The 19,872-nt window shown below is 72.8% G+C and carries 19 protein-coding genes and 1 tRNA gene; 13 read left to right on the top strand and 7 right to left on the bottom strand.

The genetic code is table 11. From position 1 onward, the window contains the following. Positions 1-20: 20 nt before the first annotated feature. From QQY24_RS18275 to QQY24_RS18290, 4 genes are all read right to left on the bottom strand, one after another. Complete coding sequence (locus tag QQY24_RS18275; protein ID WP_301973762.1) at positions 21-854, bottom strand: S-methyl-5'-thioadenosine phosphorylase; 834 nt, start codon at positions 852-854, stop codon at positions 21-23. Between the two features lie 103 nt (positions 855-957). Beyond that, positions 958-1,275, bottom strand: coding sequence for an FmdB family zinc ribbon protein (locus tag QQY24_RS18280; RefSeq protein WP_301973763.1), 318 nt, complete (start codon positions 1,273-1,275; stop codon positions 958-960). Positions 1,276-1,342: 67 nt separating this feature from the next. Beyond that, positions 1,343-2,569, bottom strand: a complete 1,227-nt coding sequence (locus QQY24_RS18285; RefSeq protein ID WP_301976279.1) for an MFS transporter — start codon at positions 2,567-2,569, stop codon at positions 1,343-1,345. 366 nt (positions 2,570-2,935) lie between these two features. After that, positions 2,936-4,480, bottom strand: coding sequence for a potassium/proton antiporter (locus QQY24_RS18290; protein ID WP_301973764.1), 1,545 nt, complete (start codon positions 4,478-4,480; stop codon positions 2,936-2,938). Positions 4,481-4,716: 236 nt separating this feature from the next. Between QQY24_RS18290 and QQY24_RS18295 the strand changes: the two genes are divergently transcribed. Then, entirely contained in the window at positions 4,717-7,515 is a 2,799-nt protein-coding gene (locus QQY24_RS18295; protein WP_301973765.1) for a penicillin acylase family protein, read from the top strand. Between the two features lie 85 nt (positions 7,516-7,600). On the opposite strand, the gene QQY24_RS18300 is transcribed toward QQY24_RS18295, so the two are convergent. Next, a complete protein-coding gene (locus QQY24_RS18300; RefSeq protein ID WP_301976280.1) occupies positions 7,601-8,176 on the bottom strand; it encodes a 5-formyltetrahydrofolate cyclo-ligase in 576 nt (191 codons plus the stop codon). A gap of 133 nt (positions 8,177-8,309) precedes the next feature. On the opposite strand from QQY24_RS18300, the gene galU reads away from it, so the two are divergent. From galU to QQY24_RS18335, 7 genes are all read left to right on the top strand, one after another. Further along, positions 8,310-9,221: a UTP--glucose-1-phosphate uridylyltransferase GalU gene (gene galU, locus QQY24_RS18305; RefSeq protein ID WP_301973766.1), complete on the top strand. Its 912-nt coding sequence runs from the start codon at positions 8,310-8,312 to the stop codon at positions 9,219-9,221. Then, complete coding sequence (glp, locus tag QQY24_RS18310; protein WP_301973767.1) at positions 9,218-10,540, top strand: gephyrin-like molybdotransferase Glp; 1,323 nt, start codon at positions 9,218-9,220, stop codon at positions 10,538-10,540. Before galU ends, glp begins: the two co-directional genes overlap by 4 nt. Positions 10,541-10,738: 198 nt before the next feature. After that, complete coding sequence (gene moaC, locus QQY24_RS18315) at positions 10,739-11,167, top strand: cyclic pyranopterin monophosphate synthase MoaC (protein WP_367658049.1); 429 nt, start codon at positions 10,739-10,741, stop codon at positions 11,165-11,167. Beyond that, the gene (locus QQY24_RS18320; RefSeq protein WP_301973769.1) at positions 11,164-11,670 is read left to right on the top strand and encodes a molybdenum cofactor biosynthesis protein B; all 507 of its coding nucleotides are present in this window, start codon (positions 11,164-11,166) and stop codon (positions 11,668-11,670) included. Before moaC ends, QQY24_RS18320 begins: the two co-directional genes overlap by 4 nt. A gap of 20 nt (positions 11,671-11,690) precedes the next feature. Beyond that, entirely contained in the window at positions 11,691-12,302 is a 612-nt protein-coding gene (locus QQY24_RS18325; protein ID WP_301973770.1) for a GNAT family N-acetyltransferase, read from the top strand. Positions 12,303-12,476: 174 nt separating this feature from the next. Next, complete coding sequence (glpR, locus tag QQY24_RS18330) at positions 12,477-13,697, top strand: gephyrin-like molybdotransferase receptor GlpR (RefSeq protein WP_301973771.1); 1,221 nt, start codon at positions 12,477-12,479, stop codon at positions 13,695-13,697. Positions 13,698-13,801: 104 nt separating this feature from the next. Continuing rightward, a tRNA-Ala gene (locus tag QQY24_RS18335) sits at positions 13,802-13,875 on the top strand. A 49-nt stretch (positions 13,876-13,924) separates the two neighbouring features. On the opposite strand, the gene QQY24_RS18340 is transcribed toward QQY24_RS18335, so the two are convergent. After that, entirely contained in the window at positions 13,925-14,401 is a 477-nt protein-coding gene (locus QQY24_RS18340) for a GNAT family N-acetyltransferase (protein ID WP_301973772.1), read from the bottom strand. Positions 14,402-14,472: 71 nt separating this feature from the next. Between QQY24_RS18340 and QQY24_RS18345 the strand changes: the two genes are divergently transcribed. Next, positions 14,473-15,276: an exodeoxyribonuclease III gene (locus tag QQY24_RS18345; protein WP_301973773.1), complete on the top strand. Its 804-nt coding sequence runs from the start codon at positions 14,473-14,475 to the stop codon at positions 15,274-15,276. Here QQY24_RS18345 and QQY24_RS18350 read toward each other — a convergent pair. Next, positions 15,254-15,910 (bottom strand): MerR family transcriptional regulator, encoded by a 657-nt coding sequence (locus QQY24_RS18350; protein WP_301976281.1) that lies wholly within the window; start codon positions 15,908-15,910, stop codon positions 15,254-15,256. The two genes, QQY24_RS18345 and QQY24_RS18350, sit on opposite strands and share 23 nt — an antisense overlap. 202 nt (positions 15,911-16,112) lie before the next feature. Between QQY24_RS18350 and QQY24_RS18355 the strand changes: the two genes are divergently transcribed. The 4 genes from QQY24_RS18355 (at position 16,113) to QQY24_RS18370 (ending at position 19,855) form a co-directional block, all read left to right on the top strand. Beyond that, positions 16,113-17,666 carry an NAD(P)/FAD-dependent oxidoreductase gene (locus tag QQY24_RS18355; protein WP_301973774.1) on the top strand — a complete coding sequence of 518 codons (1,554 nt, stop codon included), beginning with the start codon at positions 16,113-16,115 and terminating at the stop codon, positions 17,664-17,666. Further along, the gene (locus QQY24_RS18360; protein ID WP_301973775.1) at positions 17,663-18,634 is read left to right on the top strand and encodes an alpha/beta fold hydrolase; all 972 of its coding nucleotides are present in this window, start codon (positions 17,663-17,665) and stop codon (positions 18,632-18,634) included. Before QQY24_RS18355 ends, QQY24_RS18360 begins: the two co-directional genes overlap by 4 nt. After that, the gene (locus tag QQY24_RS18365; RefSeq protein ID WP_301973776.1) at positions 18,631-19,515 is read left to right on the top strand and encodes an SDR family oxidoreductase; all 885 of its coding nucleotides are present in this window, start codon (positions 18,631-18,633) and stop codon (positions 19,513-19,515) included. The genes QQY24_RS18360 and QQY24_RS18365 overlap by 4 nt, the downstream gene beginning before the upstream one ends. A gap of 88 nt (positions 19,516-19,603) precedes the next feature. Continuing rightward, on the top strand, positions 19,604-19,855 hold the full coding sequence (locus tag QQY24_RS18370) for a hypothetical protein (RefSeq protein ID WP_301973777.1): 252 nt from the start codon (positions 19,604-19,606) through the stop codon (positions 19,853-19,855). Positions 19,856-19,872: the final 17 nt, after the last annotated feature.

The raw sequence follows: 19,872 nt of genomic DNA on the forward strand, positions 1-19,872 counted from the left end.
CGCCCTCGCCCCCGGCCCGCCTACGGCAGTTCGAAGCCCGGGTCCATCCCGCCGAGCGCGTTCACGCACAGGCAGTCCCGGTCACCGGTCGCGGGCAGCTCCGCGACCGCGTCGAACAGCACGCCCCGCAGCCGGTCCACGTTGGCCGCGAACACCTCCAGCACCTCCTCGTGCGAGACGCCCTCGCCCGTCTCGGCACCGGCGTCGAGGTCGGTGACCAGGGTCAACGACGTGTAGCACAGCTCCAGTTCGCGGGCGAGCGCCGCCTCGGGGTGGCCGGTCATGCCCACCACCGACCAGCCCTGCGCCCGGTGCCACAGCGATTCGGCGCGGGAGGAGAAGCGCGGTCCCTCGACCACGACCAGCGTGCCGCCGTCGACCGGTTCCCAGTCGCGCCCGCGGGCCGCCTTCAGCGCCACGGCCCGGCCGGCCGGGCAGTACGGGTCGGCCATGGACACGTGCACCACGTTCGGGACGGTGCCGTCGGGCAGCGGCAATCCGTCGAAGTACGTCTGCGCCCGGGACTTCGTCCGGTCCACGAACTGGTCCGGGACGAGCAGGGTGCCGGGCCCGTGCTCGGGGCGCAGCCCGCCCACCGCGCAGGGGCCGAGGACCTGCCGGACGCCGACCGAGCGCAGGGCCCAGAGGTTGGCCCGGTAGTTGATGCGGTGCGGCGGCAGGTGGTGGCCGCGGCCGTGCCGGGGCAGGAACGCGACCCGCCGGCCGGCGACCTCGCCGAGGAAGAGGGAGTCACTGGGCTGCCCGTAGGGGGTGTCCACCTGGACCTCGGTCACGTCGTCGAGGAACGAGTAGAAGCCCGAGCCGCCGATTACACCGATCTCTGCGTTCGCCATGGCATGCACATTAGCGGCCCGACGGCTCTCCGGGGAGTCGGTGCCGGGTGCGGGGCAGGCCCTGCCGTCACGCGACGGCAGGGCCGACGGGGCCGGGAACGCCTCAGGCGGCGGAGCTGCTCGTGGAGCCGGACGACGACGAGGAGGCCGACGCCGACGGCTTGGAGTCGGACGACGGCTTCGCCTCGGACGAGGAGGCCGAGGCGCCGGACGACTTCGACGCCGGGCTGCTGCTCGACGTGGAGCCGCGCGAATCGTTCCGGTAGAAGCCGGAGCCCTTGAAGACGATGCCGACCGCGGAGAACACCTTCTTCAGGCGGCCACCGCAGCTCGGGCACTCGGTCAGGGCGTCGTCGGTGAACTTCTGCACCGCCTCGAGGCCCTCGCCGCACTCGGTGCACTGGTACTGGTAGGTCGGCACTGTCTTCCTCCTGGCACTCTCACTCAATGAGTGCTAACGACGGTCCATAGTGACGCATTCCCCGGGATCAGTCCACCGTGACGGTCGAGCGGTGACCGACGCCACGTGCCGCGGTGCGGTCGTGGGGCCGGCCGGACAGCAGGGAGCGCAGGGTCAGCAGGGTGGCCAGCGCGAGCAGGGTGCCGGCCGCCGGCACCAGGAACCCGGCGCCGGTCCACAGGCGGTCCTCCAGTTGTCCGGCGACGGTGACGGCGGCCGCCTGGCCGAGGGCGACCGCCCCCGTCAGCCAGGTGAACGCCTCGGTGCGGGCGCCGGCCGGGACCAGGCCCTCGACCAGGGTGTAGCCGGTGATCAGGGACGGCGCGATGCACGTGCCGACCAGCAGGCCCAGGCCCGCGAGCAGCGGGACCGAGTGCGCCGTCCACAGGGCGGAGGCGGTCAGCGCGAGCGCGCTGTAGCCGACGACGAGGCGCCGCTGCGGGGCGGCCTTCCAGGCGAGGGCGCCGCAGACGAGGCCGGAGAGCATGTTCCCCGCGGCGAAGACGCCGTACAGGACGCCGTTCAGGCCGGGCTCGCCGATCGACTCGGTGAACGCCGCCAGCGAGACCTGCATGCCGCCGAAGACGGAGCCGATGCCCAGGAAGGCCGTGACCAGCACGCGCACGCCCGGGACGCGCAGGGCGGAGGCGTGCCGCACGCGGGCGTGCCCGCTCCCGCCGTCCACGCGCGGCTGGGTGCCCTTCTGGGCGGCGAACAGCAGACCGCCGAGGAGCGTCAGCGCGGCCTCGGTGACCAGGCCCGCGGACGGGACCACGGTCGTGCACAGGGCGGTCGCCAGCAGCGGGCCGAGGACGAAGGTCAGCTCGTCCGTGACGGACTCGAAGGCCGCCGCGGTGGTCATCAGGGGCGAGTCCTGGAGCTTCACGCCCCAGCGGGCGCGCACCATGGGGCCGACCTGCGGCACCGAGGCACCGGTCGGCACGGCCGCCGCGAACAGTGCCCACAAGGGCGCGTGGGCCAGGGCCAGCGCGGTCAGGGACAGGCCCGAGGCGGTGTGCACGAGGACGCCGGGGACCAGGACGGCGCGCTGGCCGAAGCGGTCCGCCAGACGGCCGCCGTAGGGGGCGAACAGCGCCATGGAGACGCCGGTGACGGCCGCGGCGGCGCCGGCGGCGCCGTAGGAGCCGGTGGTGTGCTGCACGAGCAGCACGATGGAGATCGTGAGCATCGCGAACGGCTGGCGCGCCGCGAAGCCGGGGAGCAGGAACGTCCAGGCGCCGCGCGTGCGCAGCAGCGGGCCGTATCCGGGGCGGGAGGAGGCCGTCGGTGCCGTCGCCGGTTCGGTGCGGGTGCCCGCTTCGGTGGAGGTGACCGTGGATCCCACGGCCCGTGCCTTTCTGCCGCCTGGTAGCGCGGGCCCCGTGCGGGTCCGGGCGCCGAGAGCTGTCCTCTTGCGCGGACTGCGGTAGATGCCGGCGTCCGCCACGGGAGGGGGACCCGGCCGCCATACGGTCGCGCCAGCTCTGCGTCAGGCAGAGTTGGTTCGATCAGGGTGCGCCTTCATCGTACAGGGATCACCGCGCCGCCGCCCTGTGAAACCGGGCACCACTGGGCCGGTCACCTGTGATTGCCAGCGGTGTGAGCCGTACGGAACACGCCCTCAGCGCGAGGAACTGGGGCCGTTCCGGTCCTCGCCCAGCCAGTCGGCCAGCTTGCCGCCGTGGGCGACGGCGCGCAGCCGCCGTTCCGCCGCGTCGCGCACCGGGTCGGTGGCGACCACCAGCAGCTCGTCGCCGTGCCGCAGCACCGTCGTGGGAAGCGGCACGAAGGACGTGCCCTCCCGGACGACCAGGGTGACGGCGGCGCCGGGCGGCAGCCGCAGCTCGTTGACCTCGACGCCGTGCATCCGTGAGCCCTCGGGGACCGAGATGGACAGCAGGTGCCCGCGCAGCCGCTCCAGGGGCGCGGACTCGATGCCGAGGTCGGAGGCCTCGCCCTGTTCGCCCAGGCGCAGGGTGCGCGCCAGCCAGGGCAGGGTCGGCCCCTGCACGAGGGTGTAGACGACCACCAGCACGAAGACGATGTTGAAGATCCGGCGGCTGCCGCCGACGCCGTTCACCATGGGGATGGTCGCCAGGATGATGGGCACGGCCCCGCGCAGGCCGGCCCACGACATCAGCGTCTGCTCCTGCCACGGCATCCGGAACGGCGCCAGGCTGAGCACCACGCTCAGCGGACGGGCCACCATGGTCAGCACCAGCCCGATGATCAGGGCCGGCCAGACGTCGTCGCCCAGCTCGTGCGGGGTGACGAGCAGGCCGAGCAGGACGAACATGCCGATCTGCGCGATCCAGCCGAGTCCTTCGGCGAAGCCCCGGGTGGCGGGCCAGTGCGGGAGCTTGGCGTTGCCGAGCATCATGGAGGCCAGGTAGACGGCCAGGAAGCCGCTGCCGTGCGCCAGTGCCCCGGCGGCGTACGCCGTCACCGCGATCGCCATCACGGCGATGGGGTAGAGGCCGGAGGCGGGCAGGGCGACGTGCTTGAGGCCCCAGGAGCCGAACCAGCCCACCGCGAGCCCCATGGCAGCGCCGATGGCCAGTTCCAGGACGATCTCTCCGAGCAGGACGTACCAGTGGCCGACGGGTCCGGCCGCGGAGAAGGCGACGACCAGGATGACCACCGGGGCGTCGTTGAAGCCGGACTCCGCCTCCAGCGTGCCGGCCACGCGCGCGGGCAGGGGGATCCTGCGCAGGACCGAGAAGACGGCCGCCGCGTCCGTGGAGGAGACCACCGCGCCGATGATGAGCGCCTGCCGCCACTCCAACCCGACCAGGTGGTGCGCGCCCGCCGCGGTGACGCCGACGCTGACCGCGACCCCCGCCAGCGCCAGCACGGAGGCGGACGGCAGGACCGGCCGGATCTCCTTCCACTTCGTGCCCAGACCGCCCTCGGCGAGGATCACGACCAGGGCCGCGTATCCGATGACCTGGGTCATCTCGGCGTTGTCGAAGTGGATGTCCCCGATGCCGTCCTGGCCCATGAGGACGCCGATCCCCAGGTACACGAGCAGGCTGGGGAGCCCGGTGCGGGAGGAGATCCGGACGGCCGCGACGGCGACGAGCAGGACCACGGAGCAGACGAGCAGGAGCTGGTTGAGATGGTGGACGGTCAGCGGCGGTTCCCTTCCTCGGCCCGCGCCGGGCACGCGCAAGGCTTGCGTACAAAGACCCGAGGCTGCGGCGCACCGCACCCAAGTACTTCGTTACGTTACCTAATTCTTGACGATTTCTTGACGCTCGACGAGGCAAGATCGAACGCCTGTGTGCGCTGGTTCCCGACTCCGCGTCAAGTGGCCGGAGGCCCTGCGCCTATGGTTGCTCCCAGCGCTCATTCGAAGTCACAGCCCGACCTGCCGCTCGCGTTAGGACAGCAAGGACAGCGATGCCCCCCAACACCACCGCCACAACGGGTGACAAGCCCGGCAAGTCCGGCAGGAAGAAGGGGCGCAAAGCCCGCCTGATCGTGCTGGTGCTGGTCCTGGCCCTCATCGGAGCGATCGCCTACGGCGGTTACTGGTCGGTCAGCACCGTCCGCGCCTCCTTCCCGCAGACCAAGGGGTCGATCACGCTCGCCGGCCTGTCGGGGCCGGTCGACGTCAAGCGGGACGGCTACGGCATCCCGCAGGTCTACGCCTCCTCCGACGAGGACCTGTTCATGGCGCAGGGCTACGTCCAGGCGCAGGACCGGTTCTACGAGATGGACGTGCGCCGCCACATGACCTCGGGCCGCCTGTCGGAGATGTTCGGCAAGGGCCAGGTCAAGAACGACGAGTTCCTGCGCACCCTCGGCTGGGACCGGGTCGCCCGGCGGGAGTACGACACGAAGCTGTCCGCCTCCACGAAGAGGTACCTCCAGGCCTACGCCAAGGGGGTCAACGCCTACCTGCGGGGCAAGGACGGCAAGGACATCTCCCTGGAGTACGCGGCCCTGGGACTCACCAACGACTACCGGCCGCAGGAGTGGACCCCGGTCGACTCCGTCTCCTGGCTGAAGGCGATGGCCTGGGACCTGCGCGGCAACATGCAGGACGAGATCGACCGCGCCCTGATGACCAGCCGGCTGGGCCCGCAGCAGATCCGGGACCTGTACCCGGAGTACCCCTACGGCCGCAACAAGCCGATCGTGCAGGAGGGCCAGTACGACGAGCTGACGCGGACCTTCCGGCAGGACGGCACCACGGCCGGCTCCGCGGGCACGACCGGTTCGGCGGGCACGGCGGGCACGACCGGCGGCTCCGCGGGCACGGCGGGCTCCGCGGGCACGACCGGTTCGGCCCTCACGAGCCAGCTGGCGGGCCTGTACGACGTCCTGGACGACGTCCCCGCGGCCGTCGGCGTGAACGGCCAGGGAATCGGCTCCAACTCCTGGGTCGTGGGCGGGAAGTACACCATCACCGGCAAGCCCCTGCTCGCCAACGACCCGCACCTGTCGGCGTCCCTGCCGTCCGTCTGGTACCAGATGGGCCTGCACTGCCGCACCGTCTCCGACAAGTGCCGGTACGACGTCACGGGCTACACCTTCGCCGGCATGCCCGGTGTGATCATCGGACACAATGCGGACATCGCCTGGGGCATGACCAACTCCGGGGTCGACGTCACCAACCTCTACCTGGAGAAGCTCACCGGCGACGGCTACCTGTACGACGGCAAGGTGCGCCCCTTCAGGACGCGCGAGGAGACCATCAGGGTCGCCGGCGGCGCGTCGAAGAAGATCGTCGTGCGCGAGACCGCGGACGGGATGCCGCTGCTGTCCGACCGCGACGACGAACTCGTCCAGGTCGGCAGGAAGGCCACCGTCAACACCGCCGCGCCCGACCGCGGCGACGGCTACGGCATCGCCTTGCGGTGGACCGCGCTCGACCCGGGCACCTCCATGGACGCCGTGTTCGCCCTCGACAGGGCGGCGGACTGGAGAGAGTTCCGCGACGCGGCCGGCCTGTTCGACGTGCCCTCGCAGAACCTGGTCTACGCCGACACCAGGAACAACATCGGCTACACCCTGCCCGGCGCGATCCCCACGCGCCCGGCGGCCGACGACGGCTCGGTCCCGGCGCCCGGCTGGGACTCCAAGTACCGCTGGACCGGCTTCGTCGAACAGGACGAGCTGCCCTACGAGTACAACCCGAAGCGCGGCTACATCGTCACCGCCAACCAGGCCGTCGTCGGCAAGGACGCCTACCCGTACACCCTCACCACCGACTGGGGCTACGGCACCCGCAGCCAGCGCATCACCGACCTGATCGAGTCCAAGATCAAGGACGGCGGCAAGATCTCCACCGACGACATGCGCCAGATGCAGCTGGACAACAGCAGCGAGATCGCCAAGCTCCTGGTGCCCAGGCTGCTGAAGCTGAACCTGGACGACAAGGACGTCCGCGCCGCCCAGAAGCTGCTCGAGGGCTGGGACTACACCCAGGACGCCGACTCGGCCGCCGCCGCCTACTTCAACGCGGTCTGGCGCAACATCCTCAAGCTCGCCTTCGGCAACAAGCTCCCCAAGGAGCTGCGCGCCAAGGGCCAGTGCCTGTGGGTCGACAAGATCGACAGCACCGGTCCGGTGGACGACGACACCAAGGTGCGCGAGTGCGGCCGGCGCGACGGGGACCAGGCGCAGCCGGACGGCGGCGACCGCTGGTTCGAGGTCGTGCGCAAGCTGATGGACAAGCCGGACAGCGCGTGGTGGACGACCCCCCGGCCGCGCACCGGCGACCGCCCCGGGGCGGACAACATGGACGAGCTGTTCGAGCGGGCCATGATCGACGCCCGCTGGGAGCTGACCGCCAAGCTCGGCAAGGACATCGACACCTGGAGCTGGGGCCGGCTGCACCGCCTGTTCCTGAAGAACCAGACGCTCGGCACCGAGGGCCCCAAGCTCCTGCAGTACGCCCTCAACCGCGGCCCCTACGAGCTCAGCGGCGGCGAGGCCACGGTGAACGCGACCGGCTGGAACGCCGCCGGCGGCTACGACGTGGTCTGGGTGCCCTCCATGCGGATGGTGGTCAACCTCGCCGACCTCGACAAGTCCAGGTGGATCAACCTCACCGGAGCCTCCGGGCACGCCTACAGCGCCCACTACACCGACCAGACGGACAAGTGGGCCGAGGGCGAACTGCTGCCCTGGTCGTTCTCCGGCAAGGCGGTCGACCGGAGCACGAGCGACACCCTCAGCCTCAGGCCGTGAACCGCTGACGGCACGCCCGGCACCCGGGAAGGGGCCCTCCACGCGCGTGGAGGGCCCCTTCCCGTGCGGACCGGGCGGGCCCGTATCAGGTGAAGCGGCGCACGCCCGACGGCGTCACCACCGCGTGCACCGGCCGGTCGTGCGCCTCCGCCGGGACCCGCGCGACGACCTCCGCGTCGTACAGCAGCACCACCAGCGCGGGTCGCGCCCCGGCGCGCTCCAGGCGGGCCAGGACCCGGTCGTAGGACCCCCCGCCGCGTCCCAGCCGCATCCCGCGCGCGTCCACCGCGAGCCCGGGCAGCAGGACGACGTCCGCGGCGGTCACCGCGTCCGGCCCGAGACGCTCCCCCGAGGGCTCCCACAACGCCGTTTTCCGGCCGTGCCGGACGGGCGCGAGGGAGCCGGGACCGGTGTACTCGCCCCAGTCCAGGTCGTTGTCGGGCAGGAGCGCGGGCAGCAGGACGCGCACGCCCCGCGCGCGCAGCGCGTCCAGCAGCGCCCGCGTGTCCGGCTCGCTCCCGACGGAGACGTACGCCCCCACCGTGCGCGCACGCGTCAGTTCGGGCAGCCCAAGGGCGCGTTCGGCCAGCGTGCCGCCCGCCACGCGCACGTCATCCCGCGTCAACCTGTTCCTCACCGCGAGGAACTCCCGCCGCAACATTCGCTTGTCAGGCTCACCGGTGCGTTCGACGTGTTCCACTGGTCGTTCCCGCCCCTTTCCCATTGTGTTGATATGAGGGTCAACCGGCCGGAGCCACAGTTTCCCCGCAAAGGCACCGGATAAGGTTGCGGGCATGACTCAGTCGCACCCCAGGATCAGCAAGGCTGTCATTCCCGCAGCAGGCCTCGGCACCCGGTTCCTGCCGGCCACCAAGGCCACTCCCAAGGAGATGCTGCCGGTCGTGGACAAGCCGGCGATCCAGTACGTGGTTGAGGAGGCCGTGGCGGCGGGACTGGACGACGTCCTCATGATCACCGGGCGCAACAAGCGCCCGCTGGAGGACCACTTCGACCGCAACTACGAGCTGGAGTCCGCCCTGCAGAAGAAGGGCGACGCCGGCCGGCTCGCCAAGGTGCAGGAGTCCAGCGACCTCGCCACCATGCACTACGTGCGCCAGGGCGACCCCCGGGGCCTCGGCCACGCCGTGCTGTGCGCCGCCCCGCACGTCGGCCGCGAGCCCTTCGCCGTCCTGCTCGGCGACGACCTGATCGACCCCCGCGACCCGCTGCTGCGGCGCATGATCGAGGTGCAGGAGCGGCACGGCGGCAGCGTCGTCGCGCTCATGGAGGTGGCCCCCGAGCAGATCCACCTGTACGGGTGCGCGGCCGTGGAGGGCACCGCCGACGGCGACGTGGTGAAGGTGACCGGCCTGGTCGAGAAACCGGACGCGGCGGACGCCCCCTCGAACTACGCGATCATCGGCCGGTACGTGCTGGACCCGCACGTCTTCGACATACTCCGCAAGACCGAGCCGGGCCGCGGCGGCGAGATCCAGCTCACCGACGCCCTCCAGCAGCTCGCCCAGGACGAGAAGGTCGGCGGCCCGGTGCACGGTGTCGTCTTCGAGGGCCGCCGCTACGACACCGGCGACCGCGGCGACTACCTGCGTGCCATTGTCAGACTGGCGTGCGAACGTGAAGACCTGGGCCCGGACTTCAGGGCCTGGCTTCGCAGGTACGTAGCCGAGGAGATGCAGCAACGTTGAGCAGCGCCGCGACCCGCCCCGCCGGCCCGGACCGCCTGTGGTCGGTGGAGGAGCACCTGGAGGACATCCTCACCACCGTCCGCCCCCTCGACCCCATCGAGCTGCAACTCCTCGACGCCCAGGGCTGCGTCCTGGTCGAGGACGTCATGGTGCCGGTGTCCCTGCCGCCGTTCGACAACAGCTCCATGGACGGGTACGCGGTGCGGGTCGTGGACGTGGCGGGCGCCAGTGAGGAGTTCCCGGCGGTCCTGGAGGTCGTCGGGGACGTCGCGGCGGGCGCGTCGGACCCGGTGCGGGTCGGCCCCGGACAGGCGGCCCGCATCATGACGGGCGCCCCGCTGCCGCCCGGCGCCGAGGCCGTCGTCCCCGTCGAGTGGACCGACGGTGGGCTCGGCGAGGGACCGGTGAGCGGGATGCGGGCGCGCAGCCTGGCCCCCGAGGGCGCCGAGGGGCACGTGCGGGTGCACCGCTCCGCCGAGGCGCGCGCGCACGTGCGCGCCCAGGGCAGCGACGTGCGGGCCGGCGAGCGCGCCCTGAAGGCCGGCACCGTCCTCGGCCCGCCGCAGATCGCGCTGCTCGCCGCGATCGGCCGCGGCACGGTGCGGGTGCGTCCGCGCCCGCGCGTGGTCGTCCTGTCCACCGGCAGCGAACTCGTCCAGCCCGGCGAGGAACTGGCACCCGGCCGGATCTACGACTCCAACAGCTTCGCCCTGACCGCCGCCGCGCGGGACGCGGGCGCCATCGCCTACCGGGTGGGTGCCGTCGCCGACGACGCCGAGACCCTCCGCTCCACCATCGAGGACCAGCTCGTCCGCGCCGACCTGATGGTCACCACGGGCGGGGTGAGCGTCGGGGCGTACGACGTCGTCAAGGAGGCGCTGGCCCACGTCGGCGACGCGGACGAGGCGGGCGGCGGCGTCGACTTCCGCAGGCTCGCCATGCAGCCCGGCAAGCCCCAGGGCTTCGGCTTCGTCGGCCCCGACCACACCCCGCTGCTCGCCCTGCCCGGCAACCCGGTGTCGTCGTACGTCTCCTTCGAGCTGTTCGTCCGTCCCGCGATCCGCACCCTGATGGGCGTCGGGGACGTCGAGCGGCCCCGCACCACGGCCGTCCTGAGGACGGACCGCCCGCTCGGTTCGCCCAAGGGGCGCCGGCAGTTCCTGCGCGGCACCCACGCCGACGGCGTCGTCACCCCCGTGGGCGGCGCCGGCTCCCACCTGATCGCGGCGCTGGCCCGCGCCGACGCGCTGATCGTCGTCCCCGAGGACGTGGAGTCCGTCGAACCCGGCACCGAGGTGGAGGTCGTCCTCCTGGGCTGAGCGCGGCCCGGGGGTCCTGCCCGGCTGGACGGAGCGGTTTGGCGGTAGCGTGTCGCGTTACAGCAGGCCCGTGCGCCACCACGGCCACGGGCCCGGACCGGGAGCGCCGCAGAGCATGACTGAGCCTTCCCGGGGGCAGACCCCGGACCCCCTGTGCAGGACCGGCTGACGCACCTCGACGAGGCGGGCGCCGCCCGCATGGTCGACGTGTCCGGCAAGGACGTCACCGCGCGCACCGCCCGCGCCAGTGGCCGGGTCCTGGTGTCACCCCGCGTGGTGGAGCTGCTGCGCGGCGAGGGGGTCCCCAAGGGGGACGCCCTGGCCACCGCGCGGATCGCGGGCATCATGGGCGCCAAGCGCACCCCGGACCTGATCCCGCTGTGCCACCCGTTGTCGGTGTCGGGTGTGAGACTGGACCTGTCGGTCGCGGACGACGCCGTGGAGATCCGGGCCACCGTGAGGACCACGGACCGCACGGGCGTCGAGATGGAGGCCCTCACCGCGGTGACGGTCGCCGCGCTCACCGTGATCGACATGGTCAAGGCGGTCGACAAGGGAGCGGTCATCACGGACGTGCGGGTGGAGGAGAAGACGGGCGGCAAGTCGGGCGACTGGAGCCGGACATGAACTACCGCGCACTGGTGGTCACCGCCTCCAACAGGGCTGCCGCCGGGGTCTACGCGGACCGGGGCGGCCCCCTGATCGCCGAAGGCCTGCGCAGCCTCGGCTTCGAGGTCGACGGCCCCCGGGTCGTCCCCGACGGCGATCCCGTGGAGGAGGCCCTGCGCGCCGGGGTGCGGGCCGGCTACGACGCCGTCGTGACCACGGGCGGCACCGGCATGTCGCCCACCGACCGCACGCCCGAGGCGACCCGGAAGGTGATCGACTTCGAGGTGCCGGGCATCGCGGAGGCCATCCGCGCCCACGGCCGGGAGAAGGTGCCCACCGCCGCGCTGTCCCGGGGACTGGCCGGGGTGGCCGGGCGCACGCTGATCGTCAACCTGCCGGGCTCCACCGGCGGCGTGCGCGACGGCCTGGCCGTCCTGGGGCCCCTGCTGGCCCACGCCGTCGACCAGCTCCGCGGCGGCGACCACCCCGCACCCGGCGCCGAGCGTGGGGGTGCGAGCTGAACAGCCTGTCCTGGCCCGCCGTGCTCGCGGACGAAGACGTCGTCCTGCGGCCGATAAAACTGCGCGACCAGCGGGCCTGGCGTGAGGTGAACCGGCGCAACCGGGACTGGCTGCGCCCCTGGGAGGCGACCATCCCGCCGCCCACGCCGAGCGGCCCGATCACGCACCGTCCCACCTACCGCCAGATGGTCCGGCACCTGCGGGCCGAGGCCAACGCGGGCCGGATGCTGCCGTTCGTCATCGAGTACCAGGGGCGGCTCGTGGGGCAGTTGACGGTCGCCGGGATCACCTGGGGGTCGATGTGCTCGGGACACGTCGGCTACTGGGTGGACGAGGCGGTGGCCGGGCGCGGGGTGATGCCGACGGCCGTCGCGCTCGTGGTGGACCACTGTTTCCGCACCGTCGGGCTGCACCGCGTCGAGGTCTGCATTCGCCCCGAGAACCGGCCCAGCCGCCGGGTCGTGGAGAAACTCGGATTCCGCGCGGAGGGGGTGCGGCCGCGTTATCTGCACATCGACGGGGCCTGGCGCGACCACCTCGTCTTCGCCCTCACCGCGGAAGAGGTGCCCGAGGGGCTGCTCGTGCGCTGGCGCCGGACGCGGTCACGGAATGCCGCCGAGACCGGAAATTGAATAAGTGTTCGAAATTGATCGGCCGATGGCCGTTCTCGGCGGTATTTCGTTCGTGACTGTGGTGATCCCCTGATCGCACACGTTGTAAAAAAAGCAGGAAATATCAGCCAGATCGTGCGACACACCGGCTCAATTGGCGGATGGCCTCACGCAAACCCCTCTACCGTGTGAGGCGTGAGCAGCAGCGGCCTGATCTACGCAGTCATCGTCGGGGCCTGGGCCGCCTACTTGGTGCCGATGTGGCTCCGTAGGCAGGACGAGCTGAACGAGGCCCGTCCGACGGAACGCTTCAGCACCGCCATCCGGCTGCTGTCCGGACGGGCGGGCATGGAGCGCCGGTACGCCAAGGACCTGCGGGCGCGCTCCGCCCAGGAGGGGGAGCCGGACGCCGGTGAACCGGACGCCACCACCGCCTTGGTGGACGTCCGGGCCTTCGCCGTGCCTCCGACCCGCCGTCAGGTCCGGGCGGACGCGGAACCGGAGACGCCCGGGTGGCCGGAAGAGGCCCTCGACCGGGCCGACGCCCCGGCACCCCGGCCCGCCTCCGCGCCCGAGCACCACGCCGCCAGCGCCTCCGTGCCCGCACAGCAGCGCGGGCCGGACGCGCACGACACTTCCTCGCAGGCGGCAGCGGCGCGCGCCCGGCGCCTGAAGGTCCTCGCGCGCCGGCGGCGCACCACCGTGGTGCTCTTCCTCGCCTTCACCCTCGGCACGATCGTCGCCGCCGTCGGAGGGCTCGCCTTCCTCTGGGCGCCCGGCGTGCCCGCGGTGATGCTCAGCGCGTACATCGCCCACCTGCGCGCCCAGGAGCGCCGCCGCTTCGCCTACCACATGGACCGCCGCCGCGCCGAGGTCGCGGCCGAGCGCCTGCGCGAACGCCAGCCGCGCCGGCGCACCCCCCTCGACCCGGGCGCCGGCCCCGGCGAATCCGACGAGGGGCCGGAGACCGAAGTCGACGCCGGCCTGTCCGCACTGGCCGCCGACCGGCGCGCCCTGGTCGAGCAGACCGACCACGCCGAATGGGTCGACCAGCAGCGCGAGCGCCGGCGGCGGCCCGGCCACGGCGACAGCTGGGACCCGGTGCCGGTGCCGTTGCCCACGTACGTGACCGCGCCGGTCGCGCCGCGGGCCACCTCCGACGTGGACCTGGGGGCGCCCGACACGTGGAGCTCGGCGAGATCGAGCGCGGTGACGCCCGAGCAGGACGCGGCCCACGCGCCGGGGACCGAGGCCGACGAGACGGCGTCCGAGGCCGAGGACAGGCCGGCGGACGGCCGCAGCGACGCCCGCCGCGCCGCCTCCGCGCGCCGGGCGCGCGAGCGCGGACACACGCCCCTGTTCGACCAGTGCGACCCGTACGAGGACGACGACCGCCCGCGCGCGGTCAACGAGTGACAGCCGTCACGCCCGTCCGTCCCGGCGGAAAGGCCGCCTCTGACCAGTCAGGGAACGGATTTCCAAGCACCCCGACGGGGATGCTAGAGTTTCACTCGTTGCAAGGGCCTGTGGCGCAGTCCGGTAGCGCACCTCGTTCGCATCGAGGGGGCCAGGGGTTCAAATCCCCTCAGGTCCACGCAGCATGAAGCCCCGGTCGGCGGAAGCCGACCGGGGCTTCAGCACGTTCACAGTCTCTTCGCGTAGCAGAGGCTCTCCTCGTGGTGGCGGTAGTAGCCGAACTTGGTGCACGGCTCGTAGCCGCTGGAGGTGTACAGGGCGACGGCCTCCGGCTGCTTGGTGCCGGTCTCCAGGACCATCCGGACGCGGCCGGCCATGCGGGCGTCCTCCTCCAGGGTCGCGAGGATGCGGCGGGCCAGGCCCAGGCCGCGCGCCTGCGGCACGACGTACATCCGCTTCAGCTCGGCGTCGCCGTCCTCGTTGCCCTCGCCGTTGCTGTCCTGGCTGCGCCAGCCGCCGGTGGCGACCGGGCGGTCGTGCTCGTCGTACGCGATCAGGAACGCGCCCCGGGGCGGGTCGAAGTCCGTGGCGTCGAGGACCGTGGCGTCGCCGCCGTCGCCGTAGCGCAGGTGGTACTCGGCCTGGACCTCGTCGTTCAGCTTGACGGCGTCGGGGTGGTCGAAACGAACACGGCGAATAATCATGCTGGGTATCGTACTTCTATGCAGTGATCGGGGTGCGCGGACACCCACCAGTGTGCCGGTATCGTGCCCGGGTGCTGACTGTGACCTCGGTGAACGTGAACGGACTGCGGGCCGCCGCCAGGAAGGGCTTCGTGGAGTGGCTCGGCCGGACCCGGGCGGACGTGCTCTGCCTGCAGGAGGTGCGCGCCGAGCCGCACCAACTGCCCGAGGAGGTCCGCGAGCCCGCCGGCTGGCACGTCGTGCACGCCCCGGCCGCCGCCAAGGGCCGCGCGGGCGTCTCCCTCTACACGCGCCGTGAGCCCGACCGGGTCCGGACCGGGTTCGGCTCGGCCGAGTTCGACGGGAGCGGACGCTACGTCGAGGCCGACCTGCCCGGCGTCACCGTCGCCTCCCTGTACCTGCCCTCCGGCGAGGTCGGCACCGAACGCCAGGACGAGAAGGTCCGCTTCATGACCGAGTTCCTCGCCCACCTCAAGGACCTGCGCGAGCGGGCCGCCGCCGACGGGCGCGAGGTGCTGGTCTGCGGCGACTGGAACATCGCCCACCAGCAGGCCGACCTGAGGAACTGGCGCGGCAACACCGGGAACTCCGGCTTCCTGCCCGAGGAGCGGCAGTGGCTGACCCGGGTCCTCACCGCGCGGGACGGCGGCTACGTCGACGTCGTGCGCGCCCTGCACCCGGACACCGAGGGGCCCTACACCTGGTGGTCGTACCGGGGGCGGGCCTTCGACAACGACTCGGGCTGGCGCATCGACTACCAGCTGGCCACGCCCCGGCTCGCCGGGAAGGCGGTGGAGGCCTTCGTGGAGCGGGCGGCCTCCCACGCCGAGCGGTGGTCCGACCACGCGCCGGTCACCGTGGTCTACGACCTGTAGGGCCGGCCGCGCCCGGCCGGAGCCGGCCGCTCAGCCGCCGGTCCAGCGCCAGGGAGAGTTCGGCCTCCGCCACGCTGCGGGCCAGGGGGCGCAGGCGCTGGAGGTCCTCCTCGGTGCCGTGGCGCAGGATCAGGTCGGTGAAGAGGTCGGCCAGGGCCTCGGCGTGGTCGCGGACGCGGACCCCGGCGGACAGGACCTCGGCGAGCGGGATGCCTTCGCGGACCAGGGCGGAGGAGACGTCCAGCAGGCGGCGGCTGATGTGGACGATCTCGTCGCCGTCGGTGCCGAGGTAGCCCAGGTCCATCGCGGCGGCGAGGTTGTCGGGGGTGACCTCGCCCTCGAAGCGGGCGGCGAGTTCCTCGGGGGTCAGGCGGACCGGCTCCTCCTCGGTGGGGGTGACGCCGAGGACGTCGGCGACGTCGCGGCCGTGGTCGAAGGCCTCGGCCAGCTCCGCGATGCCGCTGAGGGTGTGGCCGCGTTCCAGCAGGGCGGCGATGGTGTGCAGGCGGGCCAGGTGGTGGTCGTCGTACCAGGCGATGCGGCCCTCGCGGCGGGGTGGCGGGAGCAGCTTGCGCTCGCGGTAGAAGCGCAGGGTGCGCACGGTGATGCCGGCCAGGCGGGCCAGTTCCTCCATGCGGTACTCGCGTACGCCGCCGGACTGCCCGGTTTCCTGCCGGTCGGTGCGTTCCCCGTGGTCTGCCACGTGGGCAGCCTATGTCGTACCGACGGTAACTTTCCTTCCCCGCCCCCCTACCGCTCGGTACGCAAGCTGCTCTACAGTCCCATTGCGCCAGTGTTCACTGGCAGGGTCCAAGGCGATGCGTGGAGGCTTCGGGATGGCCGAGCACGAGCATGTTCGAGTGGCGGTGATCGGGTCCGGCTTCGGCGGTCTGGGGGCCGCCGTGCGGCTGCGCCGCGAGGGGATCACCGACTTCGTCGTCCTGGAGCGGGCCGACAGCGTCGGCGGCACCTGGCGGGACAACAGTTACCCCGGGTGCGCCTGCGACGTCCCGTCCCACCTGTACTCCTTCTCCTTCGCGCCGCACCCCGACTGGCCGCGCACCTTCTCCGGGCAGCGGCACATCCGCGCCTACCTGGAGCACGTCGCCGACGTCTTCGGGCTGCGGCCGCACATCCGCTTCGGCTCCGAGGTCAAGCTGATGACCTGGGACCGCGAGAACCTGCGGTGGGACATCGAGACCGCGCGCGGCACGCTCAGCGCCGACGTCGTCGTCTCCGCCACCGGCCCGCTGTCCGACCCGAAGATCCCGCAGATCCCCGGGCTGGACTCCTTCCCGGGCAAGGTGTTCCACTCGGCCCGCTGGGACCACGACTACGACCTGCGCGGCAAGCGGGTCGCCATGGTCGGCACCGGCGCCTCGGCCATCCAGATCGTGCCCGCCATCCAGCGCGAGGTTGGCCGGCTCACCCTCTTCCAGCGCACGCCCCCGTGGGTGATGCCCCGCATGGACCGCGCCATCACCGGCGCCGAGCGGTGGCTGCACCGGACGCTGCCCTTCACCACCCGGGCCCGGCGCGGCGTGCTGTGGGGCATCCGGGAGCTGCAGGTGCAGGCGTTCACCAAGCGCCCCGACGAACTCGGCCTGGTCGAGCAGCTCGCCAAGCGGAACATGGCCCGCGCCGTCAAGGACCCGGCCCTGCGCGCCAAGCTCACCCCCGACTACCGCATCGGCTGCAAGCGGATCCTGCTGTCCAGCGAGTACTACCCGGCGCTGGCCCGGCCGAACGTGGACGTCGTCGCCAGCGGGCTCAGCGAGGTCCGGGGCTCGACCGTGGTCGCGGCCGACGGCAGCGAGGCCGAGGTCGACGCGATCATCTTCGGCACGGGCTTCCACGTGACGGACATGCCCATCGCCGAGCGCGTGGTGGGCGCCGACGGCATCACCCTGGCGGAGTCCTGGAAGGACGGCATGCAGGCGCTGCGCGGTGCCTCGGCCGCCGGGTTCCCGAACTGGATGACGATCATCGGGCCCAACACCGGCCTCGGGAACTCCTCGATGATCCTCATGATCGAGTCCCAGCTGAACTACATGGCCGACTACCTGCGCCAGCTCGACGTGCTCGGCGGCCGGACCGCCCTCGTCGCCCGGCCCGCGGCGGTGCGGGCCTGGAACGACAAGGTCCAGGAGCGCATGAAGCGGACCGTGTGGAGCACCGGCGGCTGCACCAGCTGGTACCTCGACCCGAGCGGCCGCAACACCACCATCTGGCCCGGCACGACGGCGGAGTTCCGGCGCGCGACCCGCCGGGTGGACCTGGCGGAGTACGAGGTCGTCCGGGCGGCGCGGACGCCGGACGGACCCGGGAGGGCACAGGTCGGGGCCGCGACGGCCGCGGCCCCCGCGACGGCCGGCGAGGCCGCCGCGTGAGCCGCCCCGCCTTCGCCGACCACGGCCCCTACGCCCCGCCCGAGCCCTCCCGCGTCCTCACCGTCGTCTCCGGCGACGGCGCCCCGCTGCACGTCGAGGTGCACGGCCCCGAGGACGCGCCCCCGGTCGTCCTCTCCCACGGCTGGACCTGCTCGACCGCCTTCTGGGCGGCGCAGATACGGGAGTTGGCGGCCGACCACCGGGTGATCGCCTACGACCAGCGGGGACACGGACGCAGTCCGGCGAGCCCCGCCTGCACCACGGACCTGCTGGCGGACGACCTCGAAGCGGTGCTCGCGCAGACCCTCGCGCGCGGCGAGAAGGCGCTGGTCGTCGGACACTCCATGGGCGGCATGGCCATCATGGCCGCCGCCGCGCGCCCCCGCTTCGGCGAGCACGCCGCCGCCGTCCTGCTGTGCAGCACGGGCAGTTCGCGGCTGGTCACCGAGTCGCGCGTGGTGCCCATGCGCGCCGGGCGCGTGCGTACCTGGATCACCGGGCGCATCCTCGGTTCGCGCGCTCCGCTCGGACCGGTCACGCCGGTCGCGATGCGGATCCTCAAGTACGGGACCATGGGCGCCGGTTCCTCCCGGCACATGGTGGAGGCCTGCGCCCGCATCGTGCACGCCTGCCCGCGTGCCGTGCGCCACGCCTGGGCCGGCGTGCTGGAGACGCTCGACCTCGACCACGGCGTGCGGGAGCTGCGGGTGCCCACCGCGGTGGTGCACGGCGCCTCCGACCGGCTCACGCCCCCGGTGCACGCCCGCGCGCTGGCGGCCGCGCTGCCGCAGTGCGTCGGGCTCACCGAACTGCCCGGCATCGGCCACATGACCCCCGTCGAGGTCCCCGGACCGGTGACCGGCCGGATCCGGGACCTCGTCGCCGCGTACGTCACGGGGAGCGCCGTCCCCGGCCCCCGCACCGGTTCCCGCCCCACCCCCGTGCAGCAGACCAAGGAGGACGCATGAGCAGGGTCAGCCTCGAAGGGCAGGTCGCCGTCGTCACCGGAGCGGCCCGCGGTGTCGGCGAACTGCTGGCGCGCAAACTCTCCGCGCGCGGCGCCAAGGTGGCGCTGGTCGGGCTGGAGGAGGAGGCGCTCAAGGAGGTCACCGCCCGGCTGCACAGCGACAGCGCCCACTGGTACGCCGACGTCACCGACCACGAGGCGATGAGCCGGGTGGCGCAGGAGGTGAAGGAGCGGTTCGGGAAGGTCGACATCGTGGTCGCCAACGCCGGTGTGGCGACCGGCGGCCCGTTCATCGACTCCGACCCGCAGGCCTGGCGCCGCGTGATCGAGGTCAACCTGATCGGATCGGCGGTGACGGCGCGGGCGTTCCTGCCGGTGCTGGTCGAGAGCCGCGGCTACCTGCTGCAGGTCGCCTCGCTCGCGGCGATCACCCCGGCGCCGATGATGTCGGCGTACTGCGCCTCCAAGTCGGGCGTGGAGGCGTACGCGCACAGCCTGCGCGCCGAGGTCGGCTACCAGGGCGTGCGCGTCGGCGTCGCCTACCTGTCGTGGACCGACACCGACATGGTGCGCGGCGCCGACCGGGACGACGTCATGCGGGAGCTGCGGCAGCGGCTGCCGTGGCCGTCGAACAAGACGTACCCGCTGGGCCCGGCGGTGGACCGGATCGTGGAGGGCATCGAGCGGCGTTCGGCGCACGTGTACGGGCAGTGGTGGCTGCGGGGCATGCAGGGCGTGCGCGGATACCTGCCGGCGATCATCGGGACCGTCGGCCGGCGCGAGATGCAGCGGTTCGCGCCGCGGCTGCAGGGAATGCGTTCCGGACTCGTCGGCGCAGGTGGGGAGGCGGACGAGGCGGCGCGCGCCACGTACCGTAACTGATCGACATGCGCAGCGTGTTCGCCCGTGTGAGTCTGGTCGAGGCCCCACCGGGGGGCCGACCCCCAGCCTCACACGGGAGTGAACCCACATGGGTATGAAGGACCAGTTCCAGGAGAAGGCCGGCGAGCGGCAGGATCGGGCCGGGCAGAGGATCGGCGAGGCCCGTGAGAAGGCCGGCCGGCGCGGCCAGCAGCGGCCCGAGCGCGGCCAGCAGCGGCCCGAGCGGGACCGGCAGCGGCCCGAGCGCGGCCAGGAGCAGCCGGAGCGCGGTCGCCCGGGCACGCCCGGCGCGGGCGAGCGGGACAGGGGGGACCGCTTCGAAGACGGCCACCGGTCCTGACGCCGGCCCGGACCCGT

The organism is Streptomyces sp. TG1A-8 (genome assembly GCF_030499535.1).
GTDB lineage: Bacteria > Actinomycetota > Actinomycetes > Streptomycetales > Streptomycetaceae > Streptomyces.